Source organism: Serratia sp. T13T92, from assembly GCF_047530105.1.
Taxonomy (GTDB): Bacteria; Pseudomonadota; Gammaproteobacteria; order Enterobacterales; family Enterobacteriaceae; genus Chania; species Chania fonticola.
The window spans coordinates 1-23721 of record NZ_JBLJAK010000040.1 but is presented as its reverse complement, the minus strand read 5'-3'; the positions used below and the strand labels follow the sequence as shown (position 1 = coordinate 23721).

The following is a 23721-nucleotide window of genomic DNA, read 5'->3' as shown; positions in this document are numbered from 1 at the left end:
CTTGCCTGACAAATTCGGATCATCCATAGACACACTGAATGCTAACTATAGACTGATTTAGCCGCTGTGTAGATGGTCGGTGATTGATTTTCCGATAATTTCCTGAGAAAAATCGGAGATTACAGATAAAAAAAGCTGGCGATAAGCCCGCAAACGATCAGGGTGCCAAGGATGATTTCGAACCGATAGCGACGCAGCATAGACAACCCCCCGATGAAAAAACACCCGGCGAACCGGGTGTTGGACAACACTTACCAGAACAGGTGAGGGGTGCCTCACGCCGGTTGACTATCAGGCAGCCGGAGTTGCTGATTTTTTGCTGGATTTTTTGTGATGCTTTTTAGCTGCTTGAGCTTTCTGGGCCGGGGCTTTTTTGCCGCTGGCTTTGTGGTGCTTTTTGGCTGCCTGAGCTTTTTGCTCGGTGGTTTTCTTCGCGTGATGTTTTTTCACGTGAGTAGTTTTAGCCGGTGCTGTCTGAGTCGTGGCAGCTGGTGCAGCAGCAGGAGCGGCAGCTTCAGCTGCGAACGCGATAGATGACAAGCCCATTGCAGCGGCAACAACCAGAGCTAATACTTTTTTCATCGGTAGATCCTCAAATGTCTGTTGGTTTGTAACCCCACTGCGGGGCCGTTGAAATAATCTTATGCAAACCGAAGAATACTTTCCGTGAGTGATTGGTTTCGGCGTGTAACCTAATGTACGAGTGCAGAACTTGTGGAACGGTAGGCTAGGCGAGCTTTATTGGTCTGTCCTATCACTCTTTAGTTACAACATACATTATGAGTATTGTAATCCACCAACCTGCAACTCCGGTGCTCTGGGGAAGGGGGTGCACTATGGAACATCGCTGGCTATTAAGGGCTAATTAAGTGACATAGCCAATTTGACACCAGTTTGATGAATATCTTATTTTGCGTAGTGGTACGCATATAAATGAGAATGATTTCCATTCATATTGACGAGCGAAAAGAGGCGCCATAAGGTGGATAAGGCCGTATTTAAATACGGTTGATATCACTGAAATCCGTCTATTATTTGAAAAGGAAATTTAATGATGGCTCGATATGAAGATACAACACAGTACGAACGCGATGTTTTGACTTCAATGGGGTATTACTGGAATGGTGATGGCTGGCAGCGTGGGTTTGATCTGTCAGATGGTAACATGGTGGTTGAAGCGTGGTCTGGTAATCGCTTACCGGAGAGACAAAAAGAACTCAGTAACATTACGCATCTGTGGGATCAGAAGATTTCTGATATCAATAAACCGATAAGCGCTTTTGATCCGGAAGATGATGATGTTGTCCCATTCAGTAATGAAGCCAAAGAAAGTTACCGCCAAGACTCTGATAAGGCTATTGAGTTTGCCGCGAGCAAGGTCAAAGATCTTGATAATCAAATTAAGGAAATGCAACAGGATATTGATGAGTTAAACGGCCAGTTAGCGAAAAATAATCAGACTATAATAGAAAAAGCGAACCTTAACGCCATTATCAGTAAGCTTAAAGTAAGTAAAGAACGCCTAACCGTTCTGCGTTATGAAGCCAGTAAAAGGAGAGTACAACAAGAATACTTGAAACGGAATAATGAAGATTGGTTCTATTCGAGAGAGAAGCCTACTCCGTGGGTTAGGGAACAGCAATCCTTAAACAGAAAGGAAATGGGAAAAACGCTGGAACAGGTGAAAACTATTCAAGCGGATATCGATGCGGCAAAACAAAGGTTAGAGCAACTGGAACATGAACAGCGTCAAAAAGAAAATGAAGTCAATCGGCTCAAAGATTTAGATCTTACTACCGAAGCGGGTCTGTTACGTACTGTAAATGATGCGCGTCAAAACGAACAAACCGCCCAAAATGCGCTGAATGATGCGAATGGTCGTATTAATCAGGCCGCTAATGATAAAGCGATTGCTGAAAATAGTGCCCGTGACTATGAGTCTAAAGCGGCTCAGGCCGAAGCTAAAAGGAAAAAACATGATGATTTGCTGGATAACTTTGTTAAATGGAACACCGAGGTTGATTACGGAAAACAGGCGTGGTGGGCCGAGTTTAATGGCGCGATGGATTTGATCTCAAATTTGACGAGAGAACGTGATACTGCAATAAATCAGATGAATGCCGCGAGAGAATCGGCAAATCGCGCGGCAAACCGCCTTGAACAGGCAAAAAAGGATAAAGCCAACGCGGAGAACGTACTCAATAACGCCAGAAAAACGCTGGCGGATGTACAAAACCAGCAACAGGCTAACACCAAAGCTAAACAAGAGGCAGAAACCAAGGCCGAAGAAGACCGTGTTAAGGATGCTTTGAAAACTACTGCAAACTTCTACAAGGAAGTCACTGAAAAATTTGGCGAACAATCAGCCAAAATTGCAAAGGAACTGGCTGATGCTGCCAAGGGAAAAAAACTCAGAAATGCAGATGAGGCGTTAAAAGCATTTGAGAAGTATAAGGATGTGCTAAATAAAAAGTTTAGTGTCAAAGATCGTGAGGCGGTTGCTAAGGCTCTAGAATCGGTTAATCGTGATCAATTAGCACGTAACTTGGCAAAGTTTAGTAAGGCGTTTTATCTTACCGCTAAAGGACTGGATGGATATGACTTACTCATTGAATTTAAGAAGGGATATAATACTGATAACTGGCGTCCTTTCTTTTTGAAGGTTGAGACTATTGAGGTTGGTATTGCAGCATCCATATTAACCGCCTTTGCGTATAGTATCATACTTGGCACGCCGATTGGAATCTTAGGGTATGCTATAATCATGACGTTGGTCGGTGTTTTTGTTGACGATAAATTTGTTAGTAAAATAAACAATGCATTAAATATTTAAGTTAAATAACAATAAAAAGGTCGCTTATGTGACCTTTTTAATAGCCAGTAGATATATGATATATATCACACTAATGGGCATGGCGAAAATAAAGCAAAAAAGATAATATAGTGCATATAAGCCACTCTTGCCACTAGTGTCTTTAAACAAACCTCGGTGCCAAAATTCTTTTCTTGTGAATCTCAAGGCTAAGGTTTCAACGCCTATCTTACAGAATGGATAGAGGAGCGTACTTGGTATACTTACTGCAAGTAGTAATTGCATCTTGTCGTTTTCTGGGTTTTTATTCCAGTCATATATGACCAAGACTAGAAAGAAAATGGCCCAGCCTATGTTTTTTAAATAGTAACTCCATGTCATAATTACTCCTCCTTAGTATTCGCCGCCTGACTCACCACTGATACAGTGTATCATCGGAGTTCTAATCAATCATTAACGGTTCGGATAGTAAAGAGGAATTACGCCTTTCCGACCCTAACTAGAGGATTACTCTAACGTGATCCTATCCCCCGTCGCCGGGCTAATCGTATTAGGCAACCACAATTGCCCCCAAGGGCCGGTGCAATGGCAGCCCATCACTTTCTCGGGTTTGATTTGTTTGAGAAAACGCTGTACCTGCAATAATCGCAGCGGTGAGGCATATCTCAGGTGAAAGCCGCCAATCAGCGCGTGGATCTTATCGATACCAGTGATCTTCTGGCAGTGCCGCACAATATTGATTATTCCGCGGTGGCCGCAGCCAGTGATGATAATCAAACCTCGATCGGATTTATAAATCAGCACTCCTTCATCGGCGATGTAATCAGGGGACTGTTGGGCATTTTCAATAATGCCGTAGGCTTTTGGGGCTGCTACCTCGATTTCACCAGACCAGATGAATCGCTCACTGATTTGCACCGGGGTTCGGGTCAGCTCCATGGCGTGGCGCGAGTAATCCACTTCCGGCGATAGACGTTTGATTTTCTTTACGCGGCCCAGAAGATTAACGGCGGCATAGCGCACGTCTTGCACGCCGGGGTGGCAAATTATTCTGCTGTTATCGGGCAACCAGGGTACGCCACCACTGTGATCGTAATGGCCATGAGAGAGCACGGTAGCGGTCAGGTTGTCGAGGCTGATCCCCATTTGAGCAGCATTTTTTAAAAAACTGCCGTCCGGCCCGGTATCAAAAAGTACGCTGTGGGATTCATCCCGCACTAACAGGCTCAATCCAGCTTTGGCGATTAACGCTTTATCCGCCCCGGCAGCCAGGCGATTTTCAAGTAACACATTGATGGTTAGGGTCATGTGGACTCTATTTTTCAAATCCGTACGTTAAGCTATACCAGTAACACCTTAACGTACGGAGGGGGCGGAGATTACAGGTAACGGCTTTCCAGATGCCGGCGGAAATAGCTTGGGTCTAACGTCTTACCCGTGGCGTTGGTGATCAACGTATCGGTAGGGTAACGGCTGGCATGACGCCAGATATTTTGCTGTAACCAATGGAATAGCGCGGTTAAATTACCGGCAGCAATATCTTCGCTCAGTTTTGGCATTGCGTTGCGTGCACTGTCGAACAGTTGGGCCGCATACATCGCACCCAAGGTGTAAGTTGGGAAGTAACCAAAGGCACCGTCCGTCCAGTGGATGTCCTGCATACAACCGTTGCGATAATCGCCCACGGTATCCAGGCCAAGGTAGCTTTGCATCTTCTCATTCCATAGTGCTGGAATATCTTCTACCTCGATCTCGCCCTCAATCAACGCACGCTCGATTTCATAGCGCAATATCACATGGGCAGGGTAGCTGACCTCGTCGGCATCGACGCGGATCAGGCCAGGCTTCACCCGCTGATTAAGGCGAATAAAGTTGCTTTCTTCCAGGGCCGGTTGTTCACCAAACTGATTGACGATCAGCGGCCGCAGAACTTTCAGGAAATCACTCCCGCGAGCCAGCTGCATTTCAAAGAACAGGCTTTGTGATTCGTGGATCGCCGTTGACCGAGCTTGCGCCACGGGCTGGCCCAGCCACTCACGCGGCAGGTTCTGTTCGTAACGAGCGTGCCCGGTTTCATGCACGATGCCAAGCAGCGCGGTAAGGAACTCTTTCTCGTTGTAGCGAGTGGTGATACGCACGTCTTCCGGCACGCCGCCGCAGAACGGATGAGCACTAACGTCAACCCGGCCGCCGTCGAAGTCAAAGCCGAGCAGCTTCATCACGCTCAGGCTCAGCTTACGCTGGGTGTCGACATCGAACGGACCTTGCGGGATCAGGCAAGGCTCCTGCTGCTGTTTGGCAACCACCTTTTGCAATAGGTCGGGCAACCAGGTTTTCAGATCGCCAAAGATACGGTCCAGATCGCTGCTGCGCATGCCAGGTTCATACAGATTGAGCAACGCATCATAACGGCTGACACCCGCCGCCTGTGCGCGGATCTGCGCTTCTTCACGGCTCAGTTTGACCACCTGACGTAGGTTATCGCTAAAGCCTTCCCAGTCATTGGCCGGACGTTGTACTCGCCAGGCATGTTCGCAGCGCGCACCTGCAAGGGATTTGGCTTCGACCAGCGCTTCTGGCACCAGCACGGCATTATCATATTGGCGGCGCATTTCGAGCAGGTTGGCACGGTCAAATTCATCCAGCGCTTCTTGTTGCGCGCGGTCGAGCAGTTCACCCGTTTTCTGTGCCGTCAGGATTTGATGCTTCAACACGCTCAATTCCGCCAGGGCTTCGGAACGCGCCTTATTGCCACCTGGCGGCATCATGGTTTGCATATCCCAGCCGCTGATGGCCGAGAGGTGGTCAAAACGCGAAAGGCGGGTGAATAGGGCGCGAAGTTGGCCGTAGGCCGTAGAGGATGATGCAGATGTCATTTGTTCAACTCCATAGTGGATCCGTTGAGCCAACGGGGCCGGATCGTTATGCCGGCTCTGTTTTGGTATCTAAAGGGGGTTTAATCGGCCAGCAGAAGCGGAAACTGGCGCCGCCCAAAGAGCTCGCCTCCACAAAGACCTGGCCTTGATAAGCCACGGCGATGGAATGCACGATCGCCAATCCAAGCCCGCAGCCGCCGGTAGCGCGATCGCGGCTGGGATCGAGGCGGACGAAGGGTTCGAATACCCGTTCGCGTTCTTCTGGGGGAATGCCTGGGCCATCGTCTTCCACCTGCAGGCATGCGGCGTCACCGTCAAACCACAGGCCGACGCGTAAACGCCGTTCGCTATAGCGCAGGCCATTGTTGACCAGGTTGTCTAACACGCGTTCCATCAGCCGCAGATCGACACCGCCAAAGTCACCGACATGTGGGATGTTCAGCTCAATGTCGCGCTCTGGGTGGATCAACTGGATATCGGCCACCTTATCCTGTAGCCAGCCGGGCAAATCGATAGGCTCAATATTCAAGGCTACCTGAGGACGATCCAGACGCGCATAGGTCAATAGCTCGTCGATCAGGGACTCTAGCTGGCCGATATCCCGATTCAACGCCTGTTGCTCGCCGTCGGTCAGGTTATCGCTCATGGCCAACCGGTAGCGCAGGCGTACCAGCGGAGTCCTCAGCTCATGGGCAATACCGTCAATCAGCTGTTTTTTACTGACGATCAGCGTGTTGACGTTATCGGCCATCTGATTAAAGGCGACGCCAAGCCGGTAAAGGCTCGAGGTGGGTACAAAGTGTGTACGCTCATCGAGATGTCCGGCCCCCAGACGTTGGGCGGCATTTTCCAGTTTCAGCAAGTCTTGCCAATGCGGGCGCATCCACAGGAACACCGGCAGGGCCAGCGACAAGCCGATAAAAATCAGCAGCACCAAATCCAGAATGCGCATCTGGTGCAGATAAAACAGATAAGGGATGGGGCCAACGACCAGCACGTAGTGGCTACGGGGAATGCGCTGCATAAAGGTGTAGCGATCGTCCAGCGCAATAATCTCTCCCATGTGCAGACGCTTGGTGAGATCTTCATTCAGGTTCTGCTTACCGAGCGGCTCGATATGCAGTTTGAACGACAGGTTTAAATCCAGGGTGGCGATGGTTTTGTTCCAGTCCTTTAGCGGGATCTCCCGCAGCTCGCTGCGCATCAGATACAGCGAACTCTTCATCAGGTCGTCCATTGATTGGCGCCCGGCACGTTCGGCGGTGACCTTGTAAACCAGGCCAACCAGCATCGCCATCACCAGAAAGCAGACGAACAGCAGTAAAAAGAACTGCACGAACAGTTTTCTCATTGTTGCACCGATGCCCAGGCGTTGGGGGCAAACAGATAGCCTTTGTTGCGCACGGTCTTGATGCGAAACGGCTCCAGGGCATTGTCATACAGCTTGCGGCGCAAGCGTGAGATGGCCACATCGATGCTGCGATCCATACCGTCGTAGCTGACGCCGCGCAGGTTTTGCAGCAACGCTTCACGGGCCATGATCTGCCCGGCATGGGTTGCCAACTCCCACAGCAGATCGAAATCCGAGGTGGAAAGGGTGACGATCTCTTCCCCCAGTGTCACCTGGCGGTTGACCGGATCGATGCACAGCAAACCAAAATGCACGGCATTATGTTGGGTGATGTTCTGGGTTTGTTCTTCTTTTGGCTGGTTGCTACCGTGTTGGCGCAGGTGTAAACGCAGGCGAGCCAGCAGCACAGCAGGCGGCGTGGTCTTGAGGATGTAGTCATGCGCACCCATTTCCAATGACAGGATGTGATTCATATCGCTGTCCAGTGAGGTGAGCAACACGATCGGGCCAGGATAAACCGGGCGCAGATCGCGGCATAGCGTCATGCCGTCCTTGCCGGGCAGCATGATATCCAACAGCACCAGGTCTGGCTGTTCCCGCTCAATACAGGCCTGTGCCGTATCGCCACGGGGTTCGATGATGACGTCAATGTCATGTTTGCCCAGATAGGCGGCAATCAGTTTGCCCACTTCAGGATCGTCTTCTACAAAAACAATTTTAGTCATAATAGGGTGGTTTTATAGGAAAAACGGCATCCAGCATAGCGCGCTGCTCGGTGTTGCGCCATGCCCATTATTCAGCGCAGCGGTCGCCCGCCATCCACGCCGTGAGTGCGCCCGGTGACGTAGCGGCTGCCCATCAGATAATCAACCAGATTGACCACTTCACTTTCCCCTGGGGCGATCTGCATCAGGGATTTGGTCAGCGCCTGCTGGCGATAGGCTTCATCATCGCCGGTGTTGAACATAATCAGAGCCGGGGCGATGGCATTGACTTTGACGTCGGGGGCCAGTTTGCGGGCAAAGGAACGGGTCATATTGTCCAGCGCGGCCTTGCTGGCTGCATAGGCAATGTGCTTGTCGCTGCCTTTCTCCACCACATAATCCGTCAGATGGATGATATCGGCACCGGCTTGCCCTTGGCCAAGCAGGCAGGGCTCCAGCAGTTGGTTTAACAGGTAGGGCGTGTAAACGTGGATCTGAAGCATCGAAGCCATTACCTGTTCAGGTGGAGTCTCGGCCGATTCTGCCAACCAGGCACTGGCGTTATGGATCACGGCACGCAGCTTGGGAGCAACCTGTTTTACCTGATCGGCAAAACGATAAATCCCTTCGTGGGCAGAGAAATCGCCCTGCAGGCAGATCGCGCCAAGGTCTTGGAGTTCGGCTAAAGCCGGGTATTCACTGCGATAGGCAATAATGACCGGAACGCCTCGCTGTAAGAACGACTTGGCCAGAGCCAGCCCAATTCTGCGGGCACCGCCGGTGATCAGCACAGGGGCCGAGTTGTGAGAGACCATCGAGTAAAGCTCCAGAGCAAACTGGTAAACATTAAGGTAATTATGCCATTATACGTCAGAAAGCGGATAACGCTTGCCATCGATGACATTTCAGCACTGGCCACCAGAAGGGTAACGAAGATGAACAACGATCATCTTGCATTCGTCGCGCGCAGTGAGAGAGTCTGTTTTGACTACACCCATTTTTTATCTGCCTCCTGCAAGAAGCAGTGGCGCTTTATCGATGCAATCTATGGCGTGATGCCCATTTTTGGCATGGTCGTGAAATCGCGCGAGGCAGACTCACGCTCACGTCAGGATCAGTTGAAAGAGTTGGCGTTACAGGTGGTTTCGACGCAGGTCAGCGATGAGGTCAACATTGTTCGCCTGATCGATCTGGCCCGGCAGCAGCAGTTGGTGGTGTTTGATATTCAACTGCCGTATCCGCTGGCGGCGGAGCAGTTGGTCGCTATTGAGAAAGAGTGCGGCGAATCGGTGATAGTGACGCAGGTGGGTGAGCGGATCACCATTAACGCCCAACCGGTGGCTGGCAATTAACCGGGTGAGGCAGACATTCAGCACCGGCTCAAAACGTAGGGGCGCTGCATGCTGCGCCCGCCTGAATAATCAGTAGGTTAGCCGTATGCAGTGCCCCCTATGGCCAATCCAGCAATCCGTTAATGGTCGATCAATGCAACATAAACCATCCGGCCGGCAGGGTTGCGGCCAACAGCAGCATAACGGTGCTTTTCTCTAGTCGGTTGAGCAATTTCACATCCTGATGTCCACTGCGGGCATACATAAACACCAGCAAGCCAGGTGCATACAGCAGCACCGACATCAACAGGTGCATCAGACCTGAAGCATAGAGTAGCCACAGCCCATACAGGCAGGCACCGCTGGCGGCGAAAATCAGCCGCTTGTCTTGCCGCTGACGGGCCACCTTGAACAGGAAGGCTCCCACCAGGAAATACGGCACCAGAATCATCTCGGAAGCGATGGTCAGCAGCGAGTTGTAGTTGCTACCGGTCAGCCAGATAATCACCAGCGCAATTTGCACCGCACCATTGGTTAACCACAAAGAGGCTGACGGGGCGTGGTTCTGGTTTTGCTTGCGGAAAATTTTGGGGAATGCGCCGTGTTGAGCGGCCAGCAGAGGCACTTCGGCCGCCATGATGGTCCAGCTGAGGTAGGCCCCGCACACCGAAACGATCAGGCCAGTGGCGATGATCACATCACCCCAAGGGCCGATCAGGTCAACCATCAGCACCGCCATTGACGGGTTACGCATTTCAGCCAGCTCACTGCGTGGCACTACGCCGAGCGAAAGCAGGGTGATCACCAGATACACCGCCAAAGCGGAAATCACGGCCAGCATGGTGGCGCGGCCAACGTCCTTTTTCTGCCGGGCACGGGCGGAAACTACCACAGCACCTTCAACACCGATAAACACCCACAGGGTGATCAACATGGTGTCTTTAACCTGTTGCCAGACTGGCGTACCAAGAGCAACGCCGTGGAAATCCAGGGTGAAGGTCTCCATGCGGAACGCGATAGCGGCCAGCACGGCAAACAGGCCAAGGGGCAGCAATTTGGCGAGGGTGGCCACCAGATTGATGCTGGCCGCCGTTTGCACGCCACGCAATACCAAGGCATGGACGATCCACAGCAACAAGGATTCGGCGATCAGCGCCTGCCAGGTATTGCCATCACCCAGGATCACCGTGCCGCTGCGGTCAGTAAACAGGCTCAGTGCGGCAAACACGATCACCAGATAAGAAACGTTGGCGATCACCGCACACAGCCAGTAACCCCACGCAGAGCAAAAGCCCACCAGTTCGCCAAAGCCTTCTTTGGCGTAGGTGAAGATGCCACCGTCCAGGTCGGGGCGTAGGCGTGTCAGCAGCAACATGGCAAAGGCCAGGAACAGAATACCGACGCCGGTGATGGCCCAACCAATCAGCAAGGCCGCCGGGCTGGCAACCTCGGCCATATTCTGCGGCAGGCTAAAGACGCCTGCGCCCAGCATTGAGCTGAGCACCAAGGCGGTTAACGCGGTAAGACCAAGTTTTCTTTCCAATGATGGATCCCGAGACAGAATAAACAACTATGCGTTCCGTGCAGGCCAGCCATAACGTCATGGCAATTACCGCAAGGGCAGGCAATGGAGCTAAAAATTGGCGCAAATTCTAAGGGGAGATGCTTGCGGATGCAATGATTGGTTATGCGCGATGAGTAAAAACTTATTCAGCAGCGGTATAAAAAAGGGCTGCACAGTGGCAGCCCTTCGATCGAGGTGACAGCAGGGATTATTTGAACAGATCGGCGCTGACGGTCAGGTTGCCGCCGCTCTTGTTCTGCCACTGGCGGGTCACATGGTAGTACTTGGCGCCTTTCTCTGCGGCACGTTTGGCCACTTCGGTAGAGACGTCGGTCATGCTGTTGAAGTGGCCGGTAAAGGTCACGGAATCAAACGGCACCATCTGCGCGGCGGTGACGTTATTCACTTCCTGGATCTTGGTGCCGTTCGGCAAGGTTACAGTGTAACGCTGGCCGGTAGAGGTCTGAGTTTCGAAGAAGCGGCCAACGTCGCGGGCTGGTGAGCCGGAAGAGGCAACGCCTGGGATCTCGACCTTGGCGGCTTCTGCACCACCAGCAGCCAGCATGGCTTTACCGGCTTCAGAATCGGCAGGTACGGCATCCGGGCTCTGCACCACACGTTTCGGCGCATCGGCTTTATAGATATAAGCGGTGATGAACTGGTTGCCGCCCTGGTTGGCATCCACCTGACGCACGATAAAGAACGAGGCAGCGCCTTTCTTCTGTGCGGCTTTGGAGATGGCGTCGTTGATGTCTGGCTGGCTGCGGTAGAAGCCGCTGACGGTCACGGTATCGTAAGGTTCAAGCAGGAAGGCTTCGTCCTTCGGCAGCTCTTTCACACCGTTAATCACGCGGTACTTGGTCTCTTTGCTGACTTCTGGGGCATCTTTATGATAGACGTCTGCGGTGACGCGCCAGTTGCCGCCATTGTTGCTGTTGTTGATGTCCTGGATATAGAAGGCGTCGGCCCCCATTTTATCTGCACGGCGGGATACGGCATCGGCAGCTTCGTTGATGGCAATAAAACGGCCGGTAATGGTGATGCGATCAAACGGCTTGATGGCCGCTGCTTTCTCAGGAGTTAACTCTTGCGCGGCATGCACAGACAGCGCAGTAAGTGATAACAAGGCTGATGCGATGATCGTGGTCTTCAGCTTCATAAAAAATCCTTTCGCCAAGCGCAGTAACGTTTATAACGTGCTGAACAGTTTAGGTGTAATTCAGCCGCAGATTATGCCATGTAACCTTGGCAGGTGTCTCAGCATTTTATGTGATGCGATGCGACAAAGCCGAGCCACAGTAGGTGAGTCACATTGGGCCAACGGGTTATAAGTTTCAATAATAAAGCGTTTAATCTCATTAATGTTAATTATTCACAATTTTATAACTTTTATGCTCGCTTTCCGCGGCTGACAGGAAATGGCCTAGGGCTGGTTCTGCACAATAGTGCGTTGAAAAGGGCCTTCCAGGCAGTTTTTGCATCCAGATTTGAGATTTGTCATAGCCTTAGCTGAATTTTTATGTAAAAACTGACGGGTAAACGTAAGCAATTATGGATCATCGATCACATTTTCAGTAGGTTATAGGTGGCACCTTAATTTGCAGACAGGCAAGGCTGATAAAAAACTTGCCAGCCGGTGCTATCGCTATGGGTAAGACGATAATAAACATCATCAGAACAGGTGAGAAGGGAACATTATGCGTATTGGTGTACCAAGAGAACGGTTGGCCAATGAAGCCCGAGTTGCAGCAACGCCGAAAACGGTAGAACAGCTGCTGAAACTGGGCTTTACCGTTGCGATCGAAAGCGCGGCGGGAAAACTGGCAAGCTTTGAAGATGCAGCTTATCAAGCTGCAGGGGCGACAATTACCGATACAGCCGATGTGTGGCAATCGGATCTGATCCTGAAGGTTAACGCACCTCTTGAGGAAGAAATTGCGTTAATGCGTGAAGGCAGTACGTTAGTCAGCTTTATCTGGCCTGCACAAAACCCAGAATTGATGGCGAAGCTGGCGGCCCGCAACGTGACCGCTATGGCCATGGATTCTGTGCCACGTATTTCACGTGCGCAGTCCCTGGATGCGCTGAGCTCAATGGCCAATATCGCAGGCTATCGCGCTATCGTTGAGGCAGCGCACGAGTTCGGGCGTTTCTTCACCGGCCAGATCACCGCCGCCGGTAAAGTTCCCCCGGCCAAAGTGATGATCATCGGTGCTGGGGTTGCTGGCTTGGCCGCTATCGGTGCGGCTGGTAGCCTGGGGGCGATCGTTCGCGCCTTCGACACCCGCCCGGAAGTGAAAGAGCAAGTGCAGAGTATGGGCGCAGAATTCCTCGAGCTGGACTTTGAGGAAGAAGCAGGCAGCGGCGATGGCTATGCCAAAGTGATGTCTGAAGCCTTTATCAAAGCGGAAATGGCGTTGTTTGCCGCTCAGGCAGAGGAAGTGGACATTATCGTGACCACCGCGCTGATCCCTGGCCGCCCGGCACCAAAGCTTATTACCAAAGAGATGGTGGCTTCCATGAAGCCGGGCAGCGTGATTGTCGATCTGGCCGCGCAAACCGGTGGCAACTGTGAGCTGACCGTGGCCGATCAGGTGACCGTCACCGAAAACGGCGTGAAGATTATCGGCTATACCGATCTGCCAAGCCGCTTGCCGACGCAGTCCTCACAGCTTTACGGCACCAACCTGGTGAACCTGCTGAAGCTGTTGTCGAAAGAGAAAAACGGCGAAATCGATATCGACTTCGAAGACACCGTGATCCGCGGCGTGACCGTGGTTCGCGATGGCGAAGTCACCTGGCCAGCACCGCCAATCCAGGTATCTGCCCAGCCGAAGCAGGCTGCCGCCGCACCAATCGAGAAAGTTGAAAAGAAACCAACCTCACCAATGGTGAAATACGGCCTGATCGCACTGGCGATCATCCTGTTCGGCTGGTTTGCCAATTCGGCGCCGAAAGAGTTCCTGTCTCACTTTACCGTGTTTGCGCTGGCCTGCGTGGTGGGTTACTACGTGGTCTGGAACGTCAGCCATGCATTGCATACCCCGTTGATGTCGGTCACTAACGCGATCTCAGGGATTATCGTGGTCGGTGCGTTGTTGCAGATTGGTCATGGCGGCTGGGTGAGTTTCCTCTCCTTTGTCGCGGTACTGATCGCCAGCATCAACATTTTTGGTGGATTCACCGTCACTCAGCGCATGCTGAAGATGTTCCGCAAAAACTAAGGGGTAGCAAAAATGTCTGGTGGATTAGTTACAGCTGCATACATTGTTGCCGCTATTCTGTTTATTTTCAGCCTGGCCGGTCTTTCGCGCCATGAAACGTCCAAGCAGGGTAACCTGTTCGGCGTGGCTGGGATGGCGATCGCGCTGATCGCCACCATCCTCGGGCCGGATTCCGGTAACGTGGGCTGGATCATTATCGCGATGATCATCGGTGGTTCCATCGGCGTGTATCTGGCCAAGAAGGTCGAAATGACCGAAATGCCAGAGCTGGTGGCGGTGCTGCACAGCTTCGTGGGTCTGGCTGCGGTGCTGGTCGGCTTCAACAGCTACCTGGATCACGGCACGATCGCCATGGAACCGGTGATGGAAAATATCCATCTTACCGAAGTGTTCCTCGGTATCTTCATCGGTGCGGTGACCTTTACCGGTTCTATCGTGGCCTTTGGCAAACTGCGCGGCATTATCTCTTCCAAGCCGCTGATGTTGCCTAACCGTCACAAGCTGAACCTGGCTACCCTGGTGGTTTCCTTCCTGCTGATGGTGCTGTTCGTTCGTACCAACAGCGTTGGTTGGGAAGTGTTCGCACTGTTGATCATGACCGTGATTGCTCTTGGCTTCGGCTGGCATCTGGTGGCGTCAATCGGTGGGGCAGACATGCCGGTGGTGGTGTCGATGCTGAACTCCTACTCCGGTTGGGCAGCAGCGGCGGCAGGCTTTATGCTGAGCAACGACCTGCTGATCGTGACCGGTGCGCTGGTCGGTTCTTCCGGTGCGATCCTGTCGTACATCATGTGTAAAGCGATGAACCGTTCGTTTATCAGCGTGATTGCCGGTGGTTTTGGTACCGATGGTTCCTCAACCGGCGACGCAGAAGAGATGGGCGAATACCGCGAAACCACGGCGGAAGAAGTGGCTGAACAGCTGCGTAACTCCACCTCGGTGATCATCACCCCAGGCTACGGCATGGCGGTGGCACAGGCGCAGTATCCGGTCGCGGAAATTACCGAGAAGCTGCGCGCGCGCGGTATCAAGGTGCGCTTTGGTATTCACCCGGTGGCGGGCCGTTTACCGGGCCACATGAACGTGCTGCTGGCGGAAGCCCGTGTGCCGTACGATGTGGTGCTGGAAATGGACGAAATCAACGATGACTTCCCGGACACCGATACCGTCCTGGTCATTGGTGCCAACGACACGGTGAACCCGGCGGCGTTGGAAGATCCGCGCAGCCCAATTGCTGGTATGCCAGTGCTGGAAGTGTGGAAAGCGCAAAACGTTATCGCGTTCAAACGCTCGATGAATACCGGTTATGCCGGTGTGCAGAACCCGCTGTTCTTTAAAGAGAACACCCAGATGCTGTTTGGCGATGCCAAGGCCAGCGTGGAAGCGATCCTGCGCGCGCTGTAATATCACTGTTGGAAAAACACAATGCCAGCCACTTCACAGTGGCTGGCATTTTTTTAGCTAGAGCTCTCACATATTCGACCGTAGGGGCGCCGCATGCTGCGCCCATTTACTCAACCCGCTATTGGCCGTAATAGGCGTTCTTGCCGTGCTTACGTAGGTAATGCTTATCCAACAACACCTGCTGCATGTTGCCAAGCCCCGGCGTCAACTGCCGTGAAAAAATCCCCATATAGGCAATCTCTTCCAGCACGACTGCGTTGTGAACTGCGTCATGCGCATCCTTGCCCCATGCAAACGGCCCGTGGGCGTTGACCAGCACCGCCGGGATGGCGCTTGGGTTGATGCCGCGCTGGCGGAAGGTTTCAATAATCACCTTGCCGGTATCCAGTTCATAATCGTGCTCGATCTCGTCTGCGGTCATCAACCGGGTACAAGGGATCGCACCGTAGAAATAGTCGGCATGAGTGGTGCCCCAGGCAGGGATATCCAACCCGGCCTGCGCCCAGATAGTGGCATGGCGTGAATGGGTATGCACGATGCCGCCGATGTCGGCAAATTCGCGGTATAGGGCCAGATGGGTAGCGGTATCCGAAGAGGGTTTCTTACTGCCCTTAATGCGTTGGCCATCAGCCAGATTGACCACCACCATATCCTCCACCTGCATATGCGCATATTCCACGCCGGAAGGTTTGATCACCACCAACCCGCGTTCACGGTCAACGGCGCTGACGTTACCCCAGGTAAAGGTCACCAGCTTGTGGCGCGGTAGGTCGAGGTTGGCCTCCAATACCTGCTGTTTAAGCTGTGGCAGAGTTAGCATGTCATTCCTCCTTGCTGCATTTGCTGTTCAATCCAACGGCGGGCTTGCACGATCTCGGCAACCGGTTCGTCGGCCTTTTCGGTCCACATCTCTATCAGGAATGCACCGCGATAGTTGAGCTGTTTCAGCGTGCGGAACAGGGCGACAAAATCCACACAGCCTTCACCGAATGGCACATCGCGGAACTGGCCCGGTGACGTCTCAGTGACCGGGAAGGTGTCTTTGAGATGAATGGCCGCGATGCGGTCAATACCGAGATGCAATTCTTCCGCTACGTCGTTACCCCAGGCGCTGAGGTTGCCAACGTCTGGATATACCGTGAACCAAGGGGAAGCCAGCAGGGCATCCCAGCTTTTCCACTTGCTGATGGAACTCATGAATTCGGTATCCATAATTTCGACCGCCAGCATCACCTGCGCGGCAGCGGCACGTTCCACCGCCCATTGCATACCCTCGGCAAAGCGGGCGAGGGTTCCTTCATCCTGCTGTTCGTAATACACGTCATAACCCGCCAACTGAATGGTGCGGATGCCAACGTCTTTGGCCAACTGGATCGCCTGTTCCATGATCAGATAAGCCTGTTGCCGCGTGGCCTCATCATGGCTGCCGAAAGGAAAGCGGCGATGGCCGGAAAGGCACATGGAGGGAATGCTGATGCCGGTTTCCAACATGGCGCTGACCAGCGAAAGCCGCTGCTCTTTGCTCCAGCTCAGTCGTGCCAGCCGTTCATCACTTTCATCAACCGACATCTCGACAAAATCAAAGCCGCAGGCCTTGGCCAATGCCAGCCGCTCCGGCCAGCTCAGATGTTTCGGCAGCGCTTTTTCGTAAATTCCCAACGGATGCTGGCGCATATCAAGATCTCCAAATGTCATCAATGGCGGTATGGAACTGACGTGCGGCCACCACCGGATCGGCAGCCTCGGCCAGCGCACGCCCGGCAATAAACGCCGTCACGGCGATGTCTTTAAACAGCGGCAAATCGGCCGGGACGATCCCGCCGGTAACCGAAAGCTCAACCCCCAGATCGGACAGCGCCTTCATGGTGTCCAGATCCTGTTGGCCCCAGGTTTGCCCGCTGGCCTGTGCATCGCGGCCCCGGTGGTAAATCGCCTGTTTGATACCCAGATCGCGCCAGGCTTTGGCATCTTCCAACGTCCAGCGGCCAAACAGTTCGATCTGGATTTCGCCCCGGTAGCGTTCGGCCACCTCCAACGCGCTAGCCATGGTGGCCAAGGGGGCTGCGCATATCACTGTCATCCAGTTGGCTCCCTGCGAAAAAGCCTGTTCGGCCAGGGTAGCTCCGGCATCGGCCACCTTCAGATCGGCGACCAGCGTATGTTGCGGGCAACGTTCACGCAGGGCGCTCACTGCCTGGATCCCGGCGCTGATGCATAAAATGGTGCCCGCCTCGATGATGTCGACGTACGGATGTAGGCGGTCGACCGTTTGCAGAGCGGCATCCAGCCGGGTGTGATCGAGCGCCAATTGCAGGCGCGGTTTGATGGTCATAAAGCCTCCTGAAAGTCGCCGTGTTGCAGCGTTTGTAGCGTGGCAACCAGCGCCTGATAACGTTGGTATTTACGGTGGTATGCATCCTGAGCGGCGGGATCTGGCAGAACGGTTTCGATGCGTGGAGCCAATGCCCGCTGCGCGGCGGCAAAGTCGCTGAAAGCGCCGGTGCCCACCATGGCAGCCATCGCTGCACCTAAACAGCCGGTTTCCTCCACCTGCGGGAGCTCAACCGGTAAGCCGCTGACGTCGGCAAACATTTGCATCCAGGGAGCCGATTTAGCAGGCCCCCCGGTGACGCGCAGCGCCTTGGTCTGGGGGAAACGTTGCCGCATACGATTCAGATGGGTCATATGGCAGAACACCACGCCCTCGAAAATCGCCTGTACCAGGTGTTCTCGTTGATGGAAGGCCTGCATACCGTAGAAGCTGGCACTCAATCCCAGCCCGGCGTTGGAGCCATAAAGGAAGGGGGCAAACAGCAACTGGCTGCCAGCCTTGGGTAGGTCAGCCACCCAACGGTTGAGCTGCGCGTAGTCTTGCAAGCCCCATTGCTGGCAAAACCACTCCAGATTGGCGGCGGAGGTAGGGCTGGCTTCGTGGACGATGTATTTGCCTTGCTCGGCGTGGCGGCCATAAACGAACGGATAGCCGGAGTCGGAAGTGATTGTCGCGGTGATACCACTAGTGACCGACCAGGTGCCCATCACCGCATTGAGTCGGGTTTCATCCTGCAGCCCGGCACAGAGTGCGGTGGATACCACGTCAAACAAACCGCCTACCACCGGGGTGCCGACTTGCAAGCCGGTCAACGCCGCGGCTTCAGCACTAACGCGCCCGGCGATCTCGGCAGAACCGACAATCGGCGGTAGGGCTGACATGATCTCGCCGATGCCAAGCAGCTGTGCCAGCGCCGGGTCATAACAGCCGCGCTCCATCTGATACAGATTGGATTCGGAGATATTGGTTTCTTCACAGGCCAGTTCGTCCGTTAGGCAGTAACGCAGGTAGTCATGCGCCATCAGCACGCTGCCGATCTTGGCGTAACGCTCGGGTTGATGCTGCTTGATCCAGCGCAGCAGCGAAACTGGATGGCCGGTCCATAGGGTTTGGCGAGTTTGCTCGTACAGGTCTTGCGGCATGCCCGCTTGTTGCCAGGCCATCACCTGAGCCAGTGCCCGCTGATCGGAAGACAGAATAGCGTTACCCAGCGGTTGCCCCTGTTTATCTAACAGGAACACGCCTTTGCCCTGGGCCGAAATCCCCAGCCCCTGAACGGCTGCCGCAGCGATACCGTTGTGTTCCAACACCTCACGGATCACGCTGGCGGCGGTTTGCCATAGCGCGGGCATATCCCGCTCCGCCCAACCAGGCTGTGGGGCAACAATTGCCAGATTACGGCGGGCAATGCCCAGTTCTTTACCCTCGGCGTCATACAATCCGGCCTTGATAAAGGTGCCGCCGCAATCGAGCCCTAGCCAGTATTTCATTGCTCGCTCCCGGCGACCTGGTCGCATTTGTTGGGTAACATCAGCGCCAGCAGTGCGGCGATCGCCAGTGAGGCAGCCAGGCTATAAACGCCAACGTCCTTGTTGAACAGAGTGATCAGCACGCCGACCATATAGGGGCCGCAGAAGCCACCGAGGTTGCCCAAGGCATTGATCACGCCGCGTGCGCCACCGGCCACTTCGGCGTTGAATAATTTGGGGGGAATAGTCCAGAACACACCGGCCGCCGCCTGAATAAACACGCCGCAGCCGACTAACGCGGCATAAGACCACCAGATGTGATCTTTCAGCAGCACGGAAAGCGCCATGCAAATAGCAAAGCAGGCCAGCGGCAGGGCAACGAAGACTTTGCGTTTACCGGTACGATCGGACAAGGTGGAAACGATCAGCATGCCGAAAATGGCACCAATGTAGGGCAGCACGGCAAGCCAGCCCACTTGTTCCATATTGCCGTTGGTCAGGCCCTTCAGAATGGTGGGCAGCCACAGGGTGTAGCCGTAGATCCCGGTTTGGTAGAAGAAGTTAACCAGGATCAGTTGCCACATGATCCGGTCGCCCAGCACGCGTCGCAGCGAAGCATTGCGCACCGTTTTGCCTTTGATCAGCAGTTGTTCGTCATGCAGGGTTTTGATCAGGTAGTCTTTTTCTGCCTGCGAAATCCACTTCGCTTCCTGTGGGCGGTTGCTGATGGTGAAGCACCATAACGCCATTACCACCAGTGACAGGCCACCTTCCACCAGGAACAGCATGCGCCAGTCCCAGGCGGTGATGATCCAGCCGGATAGCGGGGCGGTGAGGATACCGGCGATCGGCACGAACATGATCACGATGGCGTTGGCACGGCCCCGTTCCTTGTCTGGGAACCAGTTGCTGATCATGGTCAGCACCACCGGTAGCATACCGCCTTCGGAAACACCCAGGGCAAAACGCAGGAACAGCAGTTGGTATTGATTGGTCACCAAACCGGTCAGCACCGAGATCACCGCCCAGGCCAGCAGTGACCAGCCAATAAACTTCTTGCCGTTACCGTTAACCGCCAGCTTACCGCCGGGCACTTGCAGGAACAGATAACCGATAAAGAAGATGCCGCCCGCCAATCCGGCCATTGAGGCGGTGATCCCCAATTCGGCGTCCATGCCACCAGGCATGGCGAAGGCGATATTAACGCGGTCCATATAAGAAATAATGCAGGTAATCAGAATAGGCGGCACAATTCTCAGCCAGCGTAATTTGGGTATGGTCTGACTTTGGTTAACAGCAACAGAAGCAGTATTCATGTTATTGATACCTTCGCATAAGTAGGGGGCTCGGAATAAATCCGTATTATTGTTTACCGTTTTAATGGGTATTATTTGATGTTCTATTTTATTGGTGTCGTGATCAGGCCACTGCTTAGCGCCAGGGCGTTGATACCATCCTTGATAATAGCGATCCGTTGCTCAACGCTCTCTTGTGCCGAGGTGGACAGTAATTTGATACCGGCATAGTTTAATTCTGCCAGCGGAGCCTGATTAAATAATTGCCGCGCACTGTCCAGCGTCATTAATGATTCATGGCAAACATAATGGCTGCCATCGAATGGGGCAAAGGGCGCATGAGTATCCTCCCATTCGCCATAAGCACCGTGGCTGGCGGTGCCGGAGAACATCAGGGCGCTTAATAACCCTGCCTGTTGGCACTGTTTCACCTGTTGCAAAGGTAGATGGTTATTATGCCCCTCAATAGCAGAACGGCCCCAGTTGATGGCCAGGGTTAGCGTATCGCCAAAGTGGCGGTTTATCGCCTGCGCCGCGATGATCTCATCTTCCAGCGTCAGGAAACCCTTGCGTGGCATGGGCCCGGTCAGCGCATCGCAGTGCTCAATCACCAAATCGCATTCCCAGTGCAAACCGGCAATGTCTTCCAATGAGGCAATGAAAGCCTGCCGCGCCGCCGCACTGTCTTTTTCCTGCCGGTTGGGGGCCGATTGAAGCTCCAGGGCTACCACCTGTTGGCGACCGGCGCGATCGTTGGTTCGCTTAACTTTGTCATGTATTGAACGGATATAATCCACCGCTGCCTGGCGCTCTTCCTCATTACGGGCGGCGAGGCCAAAATCCCGCCCGCTGCCGCGTCGTTGCATAGTCCCCATTACCGCGGTAAGCACCAGTTGCCAGTGGTTGGGGATCTGCTTAAGCAAGAAATCGTCACCATAAGGATGCAGATCGTCCAGACAAGGTTGCTCCAGCCCACGGATCAGCGGCAGTTCAGCCAGCCGATCCCAGAATTGAACTTCCTTTTCACGTTCGAGCTGATGAAATGAAGGGGCGCAAGGATAAGCACCAATAATAAAGCCCGGCGTTGTGTTTTCCATATTTTTCACCTGATATTATCGCAATCAATGAAACGGCTAAATTCACGTTATGAGACAGTCTTTATTTCATCGTGCTGGAAAGTAATGTTATCGGTATTTTCACCACCACCTTTCTGATATCGCAGGGCGTTTGATTAATACATGCAGGGCGATGGACATCTTGCGGATAAAATACCGCAAAATTACCGGGCTGCATGGTTAACCAGGATTCGTCTTCCACATCCCGATAGAAAATAATGTCGCGCTGCGCTAATAATTCCTGATGAATAACGTTGTTTCCTCTGTCCGCCGCAACGCCTATTAATTCAGTACCACTTACCAGGAACTGCACGTCGATATTTTTGCGGTGTACTTCAGGGCGCAACTCATCTTTATGTTGCGTGTGAAGATCCAGCACCTGTACCACATAACCGGTTTCAGGATCCTCATAACGCCCAGCAGACAGGGCGGTAAAGTCGGTGTTCTGCAAATAGGCCACGGCTTTGGCAATCGCCGGGGGATAGTGTTCTGCTGCCGTATGGGCAATATGGCCGAAGATCATAACTGCTCCTTAAAGTGCCTGAATGCGGGCCCAGACCCGATCGTCTACCGGGATGCCATCGCGTTGATTTTCGGCGCGGACGTGCGGGAAGCGGTGGCCCGGCAAGCGAATGGCGACTTCTGGGTTATCACGCTCGGCGCTGGTAACGTAATCCATAATGCGCTGCAGTTTTTCATCACGGGTTTTGCCGTCGATCAGGCGGTCGATCTCAATGGCGATAAACACCTGCGAAATGCCGTATTCATCGCGGTTATCTTCGGTAACTTCAGCGACCGATGAACCTCCAGAGAGCAGGGTAGCGATCATATCCAGCACTATCGACAGCGCAGACCCCTTCCAATAGCCCATCGGCAAGATACGCCGATTTTCCTCGATGATGGCCGGATCGCGCGTCAGGTTGCCGTCGTTATCGAAACCGCCGTCTACCGCCAGTTTTTTGCCCGCCAGGCGGTTCATTTCCAGCGCGCCGTAGGAGAACATCGACATCGACATATCTACCATGGTGATGGGATTACTCGGCACGGCGACGATCAGCGGGTTAGTGCCGATACGGCACTCTTTAGCCCCCCAAGGCGGCATGACGGCGATCGAGTTGGTCCAGCAAATGCCGATATAACCTTTTTCTGCCGCTTGCCAGCCGTAACCTCCGCCACGCATCCAGTGGTTGGCATTACGCAACGCCACCAGGCCGATTCCGTGTTGATCCGCCAACTGCATAGCACGATCCATCATCTTGCGGGCGGTCAGGTTGCCAATGCCCTGATGGGCATCCCACTGTTCGATTGCGCCTAACGACAGCAGCTTGCTCGGTTCGGCGCCAGGCACGATATCACCCGCGTCCAACTGCTGAATAAAACGTGGGAAGCGGTTGACCCCGTGGGAATAGACGCCGCTTTCGGTGGTATCGGCGAACAGGGTGGCACACTCATCCGCGGTGGGTTCCGCCACGCCTCGTGCCAGCAGCACGCGTTTGAATTGCTGTTTTAACTCGGTATAGCTCACTCTCATACTGCTTCTCCCTTATGGTGAACTGCATGTTTTATGTTCTTTGTATTTCAATATGCGAAATTGCATTTCAAATAAATGCTATACCGCTGTTGGGACGAAGTCAAAGCCGGAGCCTAGGAAATTATCTCTTAAAAACAGTCAGTTAAATTAGCCTGGCGATTATGTGATCGGCAACACAGTTTGAGGGGTTTGGCGTGCTACAGACGTGACAAAGCAGGGAGAGGCAAACTCCCCCCATACTTGATTTTTGTCGGCTAAGCGAAGAAATGCGCGCAGCAATCTCCCCTCACCCTAACCCTCTCCCAAAGGGAGAGGGGACTAAACGTGCTACATTTTGGCACCTGTACCTGACAGCGGCTCTGGACTTGCTCCCTCTCCCCCAAACCCGTATTGATGTGATCTCCAACCTCTACAGTGGGAGAGGGTTGGTGTGAGGGGCAACGGTAACCTTAATTGGCAAACCTCACTTACCCAACATCATTGAGAGGGGACTAAACGTGCTACATTTTGGCACCTGTACCTGACAGCGGCTCTGGACTTGCTCCCTCTCCCCAAACCCGTATTAATGTGATCTCCAACCTTTACAGTGGGAGAGATACCGTCTTGTCGGCTATCCGGCAAGCGGTATTTCCGCATTAAATGTCTTTCCTGATTTCACCACACCATAGGCCAGTTGCAGCAGTTTTCGCATCGCCGCACACACTCTCTCTTTG

21 protein-coding genes are annotated in these 23721 nt (G+C 53.4%); 4 read left to right on the top strand and 17 right to left on the bottom strand.

Going from position 1 to position 23721, the window contains the following annotated elements; all coding sequences use genetic code 11:
- Positions 1-291: 291 nt before the first annotated feature.
- Positions 292-582, bottom strand: coding sequence for an acid resistance repetitive basic protein Asr (gene asr / locus ACMV5I_RS23925; RefSeq protein WP_414825454.1), 291 nt, complete (start codon positions 580-582; stop codon positions 292-294).
- Positions 583-1051: 469 nt separating this feature from the next.
- On the opposite strand from asr, the gene ACMV5I_RS23920 reads away from it, so the two are divergent.
- Positions 1052-2833 (top strand): colicin-like pore-forming protein, encoded by a 1782-nt coding sequence (locus ACMV5I_RS23920; protein WP_237736986.1) that lies wholly within the window; start codon positions 1052-1054, stop codon positions 2831-2833.
- Positions 2834-2857: 24 nt separating this feature from the next.
- Here the strand turns inward: ACMV5I_RS23920 and ACMV5I_RS23915 are convergent, their stop codons facing one another.
- From ACMV5I_RS23915 to folM, 6 genes are all read right to left on the bottom strand, one after another.
- Positions 2858-3097, bottom strand: a complete 240-nt coding sequence (locus ACMV5I_RS23915; protein WP_414825461.1) for a colicin E1 family microcin immunity protein — start codon at positions 3095-3097, stop codon at positions 2858-2860.
- Positions 3098-3319: 222 nt separating this feature from the next.
- Positions 3320-4120 carry an MBL fold metallo-hydrolase gene (locus ACMV5I_RS23910; protein WP_414825453.1) on the bottom strand — a complete coding sequence of 267 codons (801 nt, stop codon included), beginning with the start codon at positions 4118-4120 and terminating at the stop codon, positions 3320-3322.
- A 71-nt stretch (positions 4121-4191) separates the two neighbouring features.
- Entirely contained in the window at positions 4192-5688 is a 1497-nt protein-coding gene (locus tag ACMV5I_RS23905; protein ID WP_414825452.1) for a carboxypeptidase M32, read from the bottom strand.
- A 46-nt stretch (positions 5689-5734) separates the two neighbouring features.
- Positions 5735-7039, bottom strand: a complete 1305-nt coding sequence (gene rstB / locus ACMV5I_RS23900; RefSeq protein WP_021806503.1) for a two-component system sensor histidine kinase RstB — start codon at positions 7037-7039, stop codon at positions 5735-5737.
- The gene (gene rstA, locus ACMV5I_RS23895; protein WP_046808275.1) at positions 7036-7764 is read right to left on the bottom strand and encodes a two-component system response regulator RstA; all 729 of its coding nucleotides are present in this window, start codon (positions 7762-7764) and stop codon (positions 7036-7038) included. The genes rstB and rstA overlap by 4 nt, the downstream gene beginning before the upstream one ends.
- A gap of 71 nt (positions 7765-7835) precedes the next feature.
- Positions 7836-8558, bottom strand: a complete 723-nt coding sequence (folM, locus tag ACMV5I_RS23890; RefSeq protein WP_024486780.1) for a dihydromonapterin reductase — start codon at positions 8556-8558, stop codon at positions 7836-7838.
- A gap of 120 nt (positions 8559-8678) precedes the next feature.
- Here folM and ACMV5I_RS23885 point away from each other — a divergent pair, with 120 nt between their 5' ends.
- Positions 8679-9095, top strand: a complete 417-nt coding sequence (locus ACMV5I_RS23885) for a hypothetical protein (RefSeq protein WP_121606936.1) — start codon at positions 8679-8681, stop codon at positions 9093-9095.
- Between the two features lie 130 nt (positions 9096-9225).
- On the opposite strand, the gene ACMV5I_RS23880 is transcribed toward ACMV5I_RS23885, so the two are convergent.
- Together ACMV5I_RS23880 and ydgH are read right to left on the bottom strand one after the other, a co-directional pair.
- Entirely contained in the window at positions 9226-10617 is a 1392-nt protein-coding gene (locus tag ACMV5I_RS23880) for an amino acid permease (RefSeq protein WP_024486778.1), read from the bottom strand.
- Positions 10618-10846: 229 nt separating this feature from the next.
- Positions 10847-11797, bottom strand: coding sequence for a DUF1471 family protein YdgH (gene ydgH, locus ACMV5I_RS23875; RefSeq protein WP_021177865.1), 951 nt, complete (start codon positions 11795-11797; stop codon positions 10847-10849).
- 538 nt (positions 11798-12335) lie between these two features.
- Between ydgH and pntA the strand changes: the two genes are divergently transcribed.
- A complete protein-coding gene (pntA, locus tag ACMV5I_RS23870) occupies positions 12336-13862 on the top strand; it encodes a Re/Si-specific NAD(P)(+) transhydrogenase subunit alpha (protein ID WP_121606935.1) in 1527 nt (508 codons plus the stop codon).
- 12 nt (positions 13863-13874) lie between these two features.
- On the top strand, positions 13875-15266 hold the full coding sequence (gene pntB, locus ACMV5I_RS23865) for a Re/Si-specific NAD(P)(+) transhydrogenase subunit beta (RefSeq protein ID WP_414825451.1): 1392 nt from the start codon (positions 13875-13877) through the stop codon (positions 15264-15266).
- A gap of 118 nt (positions 15267-15384) precedes the next feature.
- On the opposite strand, the gene araD is transcribed toward pntB, so the two are convergent.
- From araD to yiaK, 8 genes are all read right to left on the bottom strand, one after another.
- The gene (gene araD / locus ACMV5I_RS23860; protein WP_414825450.1) at positions 15385-16086 is read right to left on the bottom strand and encodes an L-ribulose-5-phosphate 4-epimerase; all 702 of its coding nucleotides are present in this window, start codon (positions 16084-16086) and stop codon (positions 15385-15387) included.
- Positions 16080-16940, bottom strand: a complete 861-nt coding sequence (locus ACMV5I_RS23855; RefSeq protein ID WP_174333355.1) for an L-ribulose-5-phosphate 3-epimerase — start codon at positions 16938-16940, stop codon at positions 16080-16082. Before ACMV5I_RS23855 ends, araD begins: the two co-directional genes overlap by 7 nt.
- 1 nt (position 16941) lies before the next feature.
- Positions 16942-17598 (bottom strand): 3-keto-L-gulonate-6-phosphate decarboxylase UlaD, encoded by a 657-nt coding sequence (gene ulaD / locus ACMV5I_RS23850; RefSeq protein WP_262185217.1) that lies wholly within the window; start codon positions 17596-17598, stop codon positions 16942-16944.
- Entirely contained in the window at positions 17595-19088 is a 1494-nt protein-coding gene (locus ACMV5I_RS23845; RefSeq protein ID WP_414825449.1) for an FGGY-family carbohydrate kinase, read from the bottom strand. The genes ulaD and ACMV5I_RS23845 overlap by 4 nt, the downstream gene beginning before the upstream one ends.
- Entirely contained in the window at positions 19085-20383 is a 1299-nt protein-coding gene (locus ACMV5I_RS23840) for an MFS transporter (protein ID WP_024486651.1), read from the bottom strand. The genes ACMV5I_RS23845 and ACMV5I_RS23840 overlap by 4 nt, the downstream gene beginning before the upstream one ends.
- Positions 20384-20466: 83 nt before the next feature.
- Entirely contained in the window at positions 20467-21459 is a 993-nt protein-coding gene (locus tag ACMV5I_RS23835) for a DUF4862 family protein (RefSeq protein ID WP_414825448.1), read from the bottom strand.
- Positions 21460-21520: 61 nt separating this feature from the next.
- The gene (locus ACMV5I_RS23830) at positions 21521-22000 is read right to left on the bottom strand and encodes a YhcH/YjgK/YiaL family protein (protein WP_202811095.1); all 480 of its coding nucleotides are present in this window, start codon (positions 21998-22000) and stop codon (positions 21521-21523) included.
- Positions 22001-22009: 9 nt separating this feature from the next.
- Positions 22010-23008, bottom strand: a complete 999-nt coding sequence (yiaK, locus tag ACMV5I_RS23825; protein ID WP_414825447.1) for a 3-dehydro-L-gulonate 2-dehydrogenase — start codon at positions 23006-23008, stop codon at positions 22010-22012.
- Positions 23009-23721 lie beyond the last annotated feature (713 nt).

Excerpts from the sequence above, each read along its gene's own strand:
- asr (WP_414825454.1), bottom strand. The coding sequence starts at position 582 with ATGAAAAAAGTATTAGCTCTGGTTGTTGCCGCTGCAATGGGCTTGTCA.
- ACMV5I_RS23920 (WP_237736986.1), top strand. The coding sequence starts at position 1,052 with ATGATGGCTCGATATGAAGATACAACACAGTACGAACGCGATGTTTTG.
- ACMV5I_RS23915 (WP_414825461.1), bottom strand. The coding sequence starts at position 3,097 with ATGCAATTACTACTTGCAGTAAGTATACCAAGTACGCTCCTCTATCCA.
- ACMV5I_RS23910 (WP_414825453.1), bottom strand. The coding sequence starts at position 4,120 with ATGACCCTAACCATCAATGTGTTACTTGAAAATCGCCTGGCTGCCGGG.
- ACMV5I_RS23905 (WP_414825452.1), bottom strand. The coding sequence starts at position 5,688 with ATGACATCTGCATCATCCTCTACGGCCTACGGCCAACTTCGCGCCCTA.
- rstB (WP_021806503.1), bottom strand. The coding sequence starts at position 7,039 with ATGAGAAAACTGTTCGTGCAGTTCTTTTTACTGCTGTTCGTCTGCTTT.
- rstA (WP_046808275.1), bottom strand. The coding sequence starts at position 7,764 with ATGACTAAAATTGTTTTTGTAGAAGACGATCCTGAAGTGGGCAAACTG.
- folM (WP_024486780.1), bottom strand. The coding sequence starts at position 8,558 with ATGGTCTCTCACAACTCGGCCCCTGTGCTGATCACCGGCGGTGCCCGC.
- ACMV5I_RS23885 (WP_121606936.1), top strand. The coding sequence starts at position 8,679 with ATGAACAACGATCATCTTGCATTCGTCGCGCGCAGTGAGAGAGTCTGT.
- ydgH (WP_021177865.1), bottom strand. The coding sequence starts at position 11,797 with ATGAAGCTGAAGACCACGATCATCGCATCAGCCTTGTTATCACTTACT.
- pntA (WP_121606935.1), top strand. The coding sequence starts at position 12,336 with ATGCGTATTGGTGTACCAAGAGAACGGTTGGCCAATGAAGCCCGAGTT.
- pntB (WP_414825451.1), top strand. The coding sequence starts at position 13,875 with ATGTCTGGTGGATTAGTTACAGCTGCATACATTGTTGCCGCTATTCTG.
- araD (WP_414825450.1), bottom strand. The coding sequence starts at position 16,086 with ATGCTAACTCTGCCACAGCTTAAACAGCAGGTATTGGAGGCCAACCTC.
- ACMV5I_RS23855 (WP_174333355.1), bottom strand. The coding sequence starts at position 16,940 with ATGCGCCAGCATCCGTTGGGAATTTACGAAAAAGCGCTGCCGAAACAT.
- ulaD (WP_262185217.1), bottom strand. The coding sequence starts at position 17,598 with ATGACCATCAAACCGCGCCTGCAATTGGCGCTCGATCACACCCGGCTG.
- ACMV5I_RS23845 (WP_414825449.1), bottom strand. The coding sequence starts at position 19,088 with ATGAAATACTGGCTAGGGCTCGATTGCGGCGGCACCTTTATCAAGGCC.
- ACMV5I_RS23840 (WP_024486651.1), bottom strand. The coding sequence starts at position 20,383 with ATGAATACTGCTTCTGTTGCTGTTAACCAAAGTCAGACCATACCCAAA.
- ACMV5I_RS23835 (WP_414825448.1), bottom strand. The coding sequence starts at position 21,459 with ATGGAAAACACAACGCCGGGCTTTATTATTGGTGCTTATCCTTGCGCC.
- ACMV5I_RS23830 (WP_202811095.1), bottom strand. The coding sequence starts at position 22,000 with ATGATCTTCGGCCATATTGCCCATACGGCAGCAGAACACTATCCCCCG.
- yiaK (WP_414825447.1), bottom strand. The coding sequence starts at position 23,008 with ATGAGAGTGAGCTATACCGAGTTAAAACAGCAATTCAAACGCGTGCTG.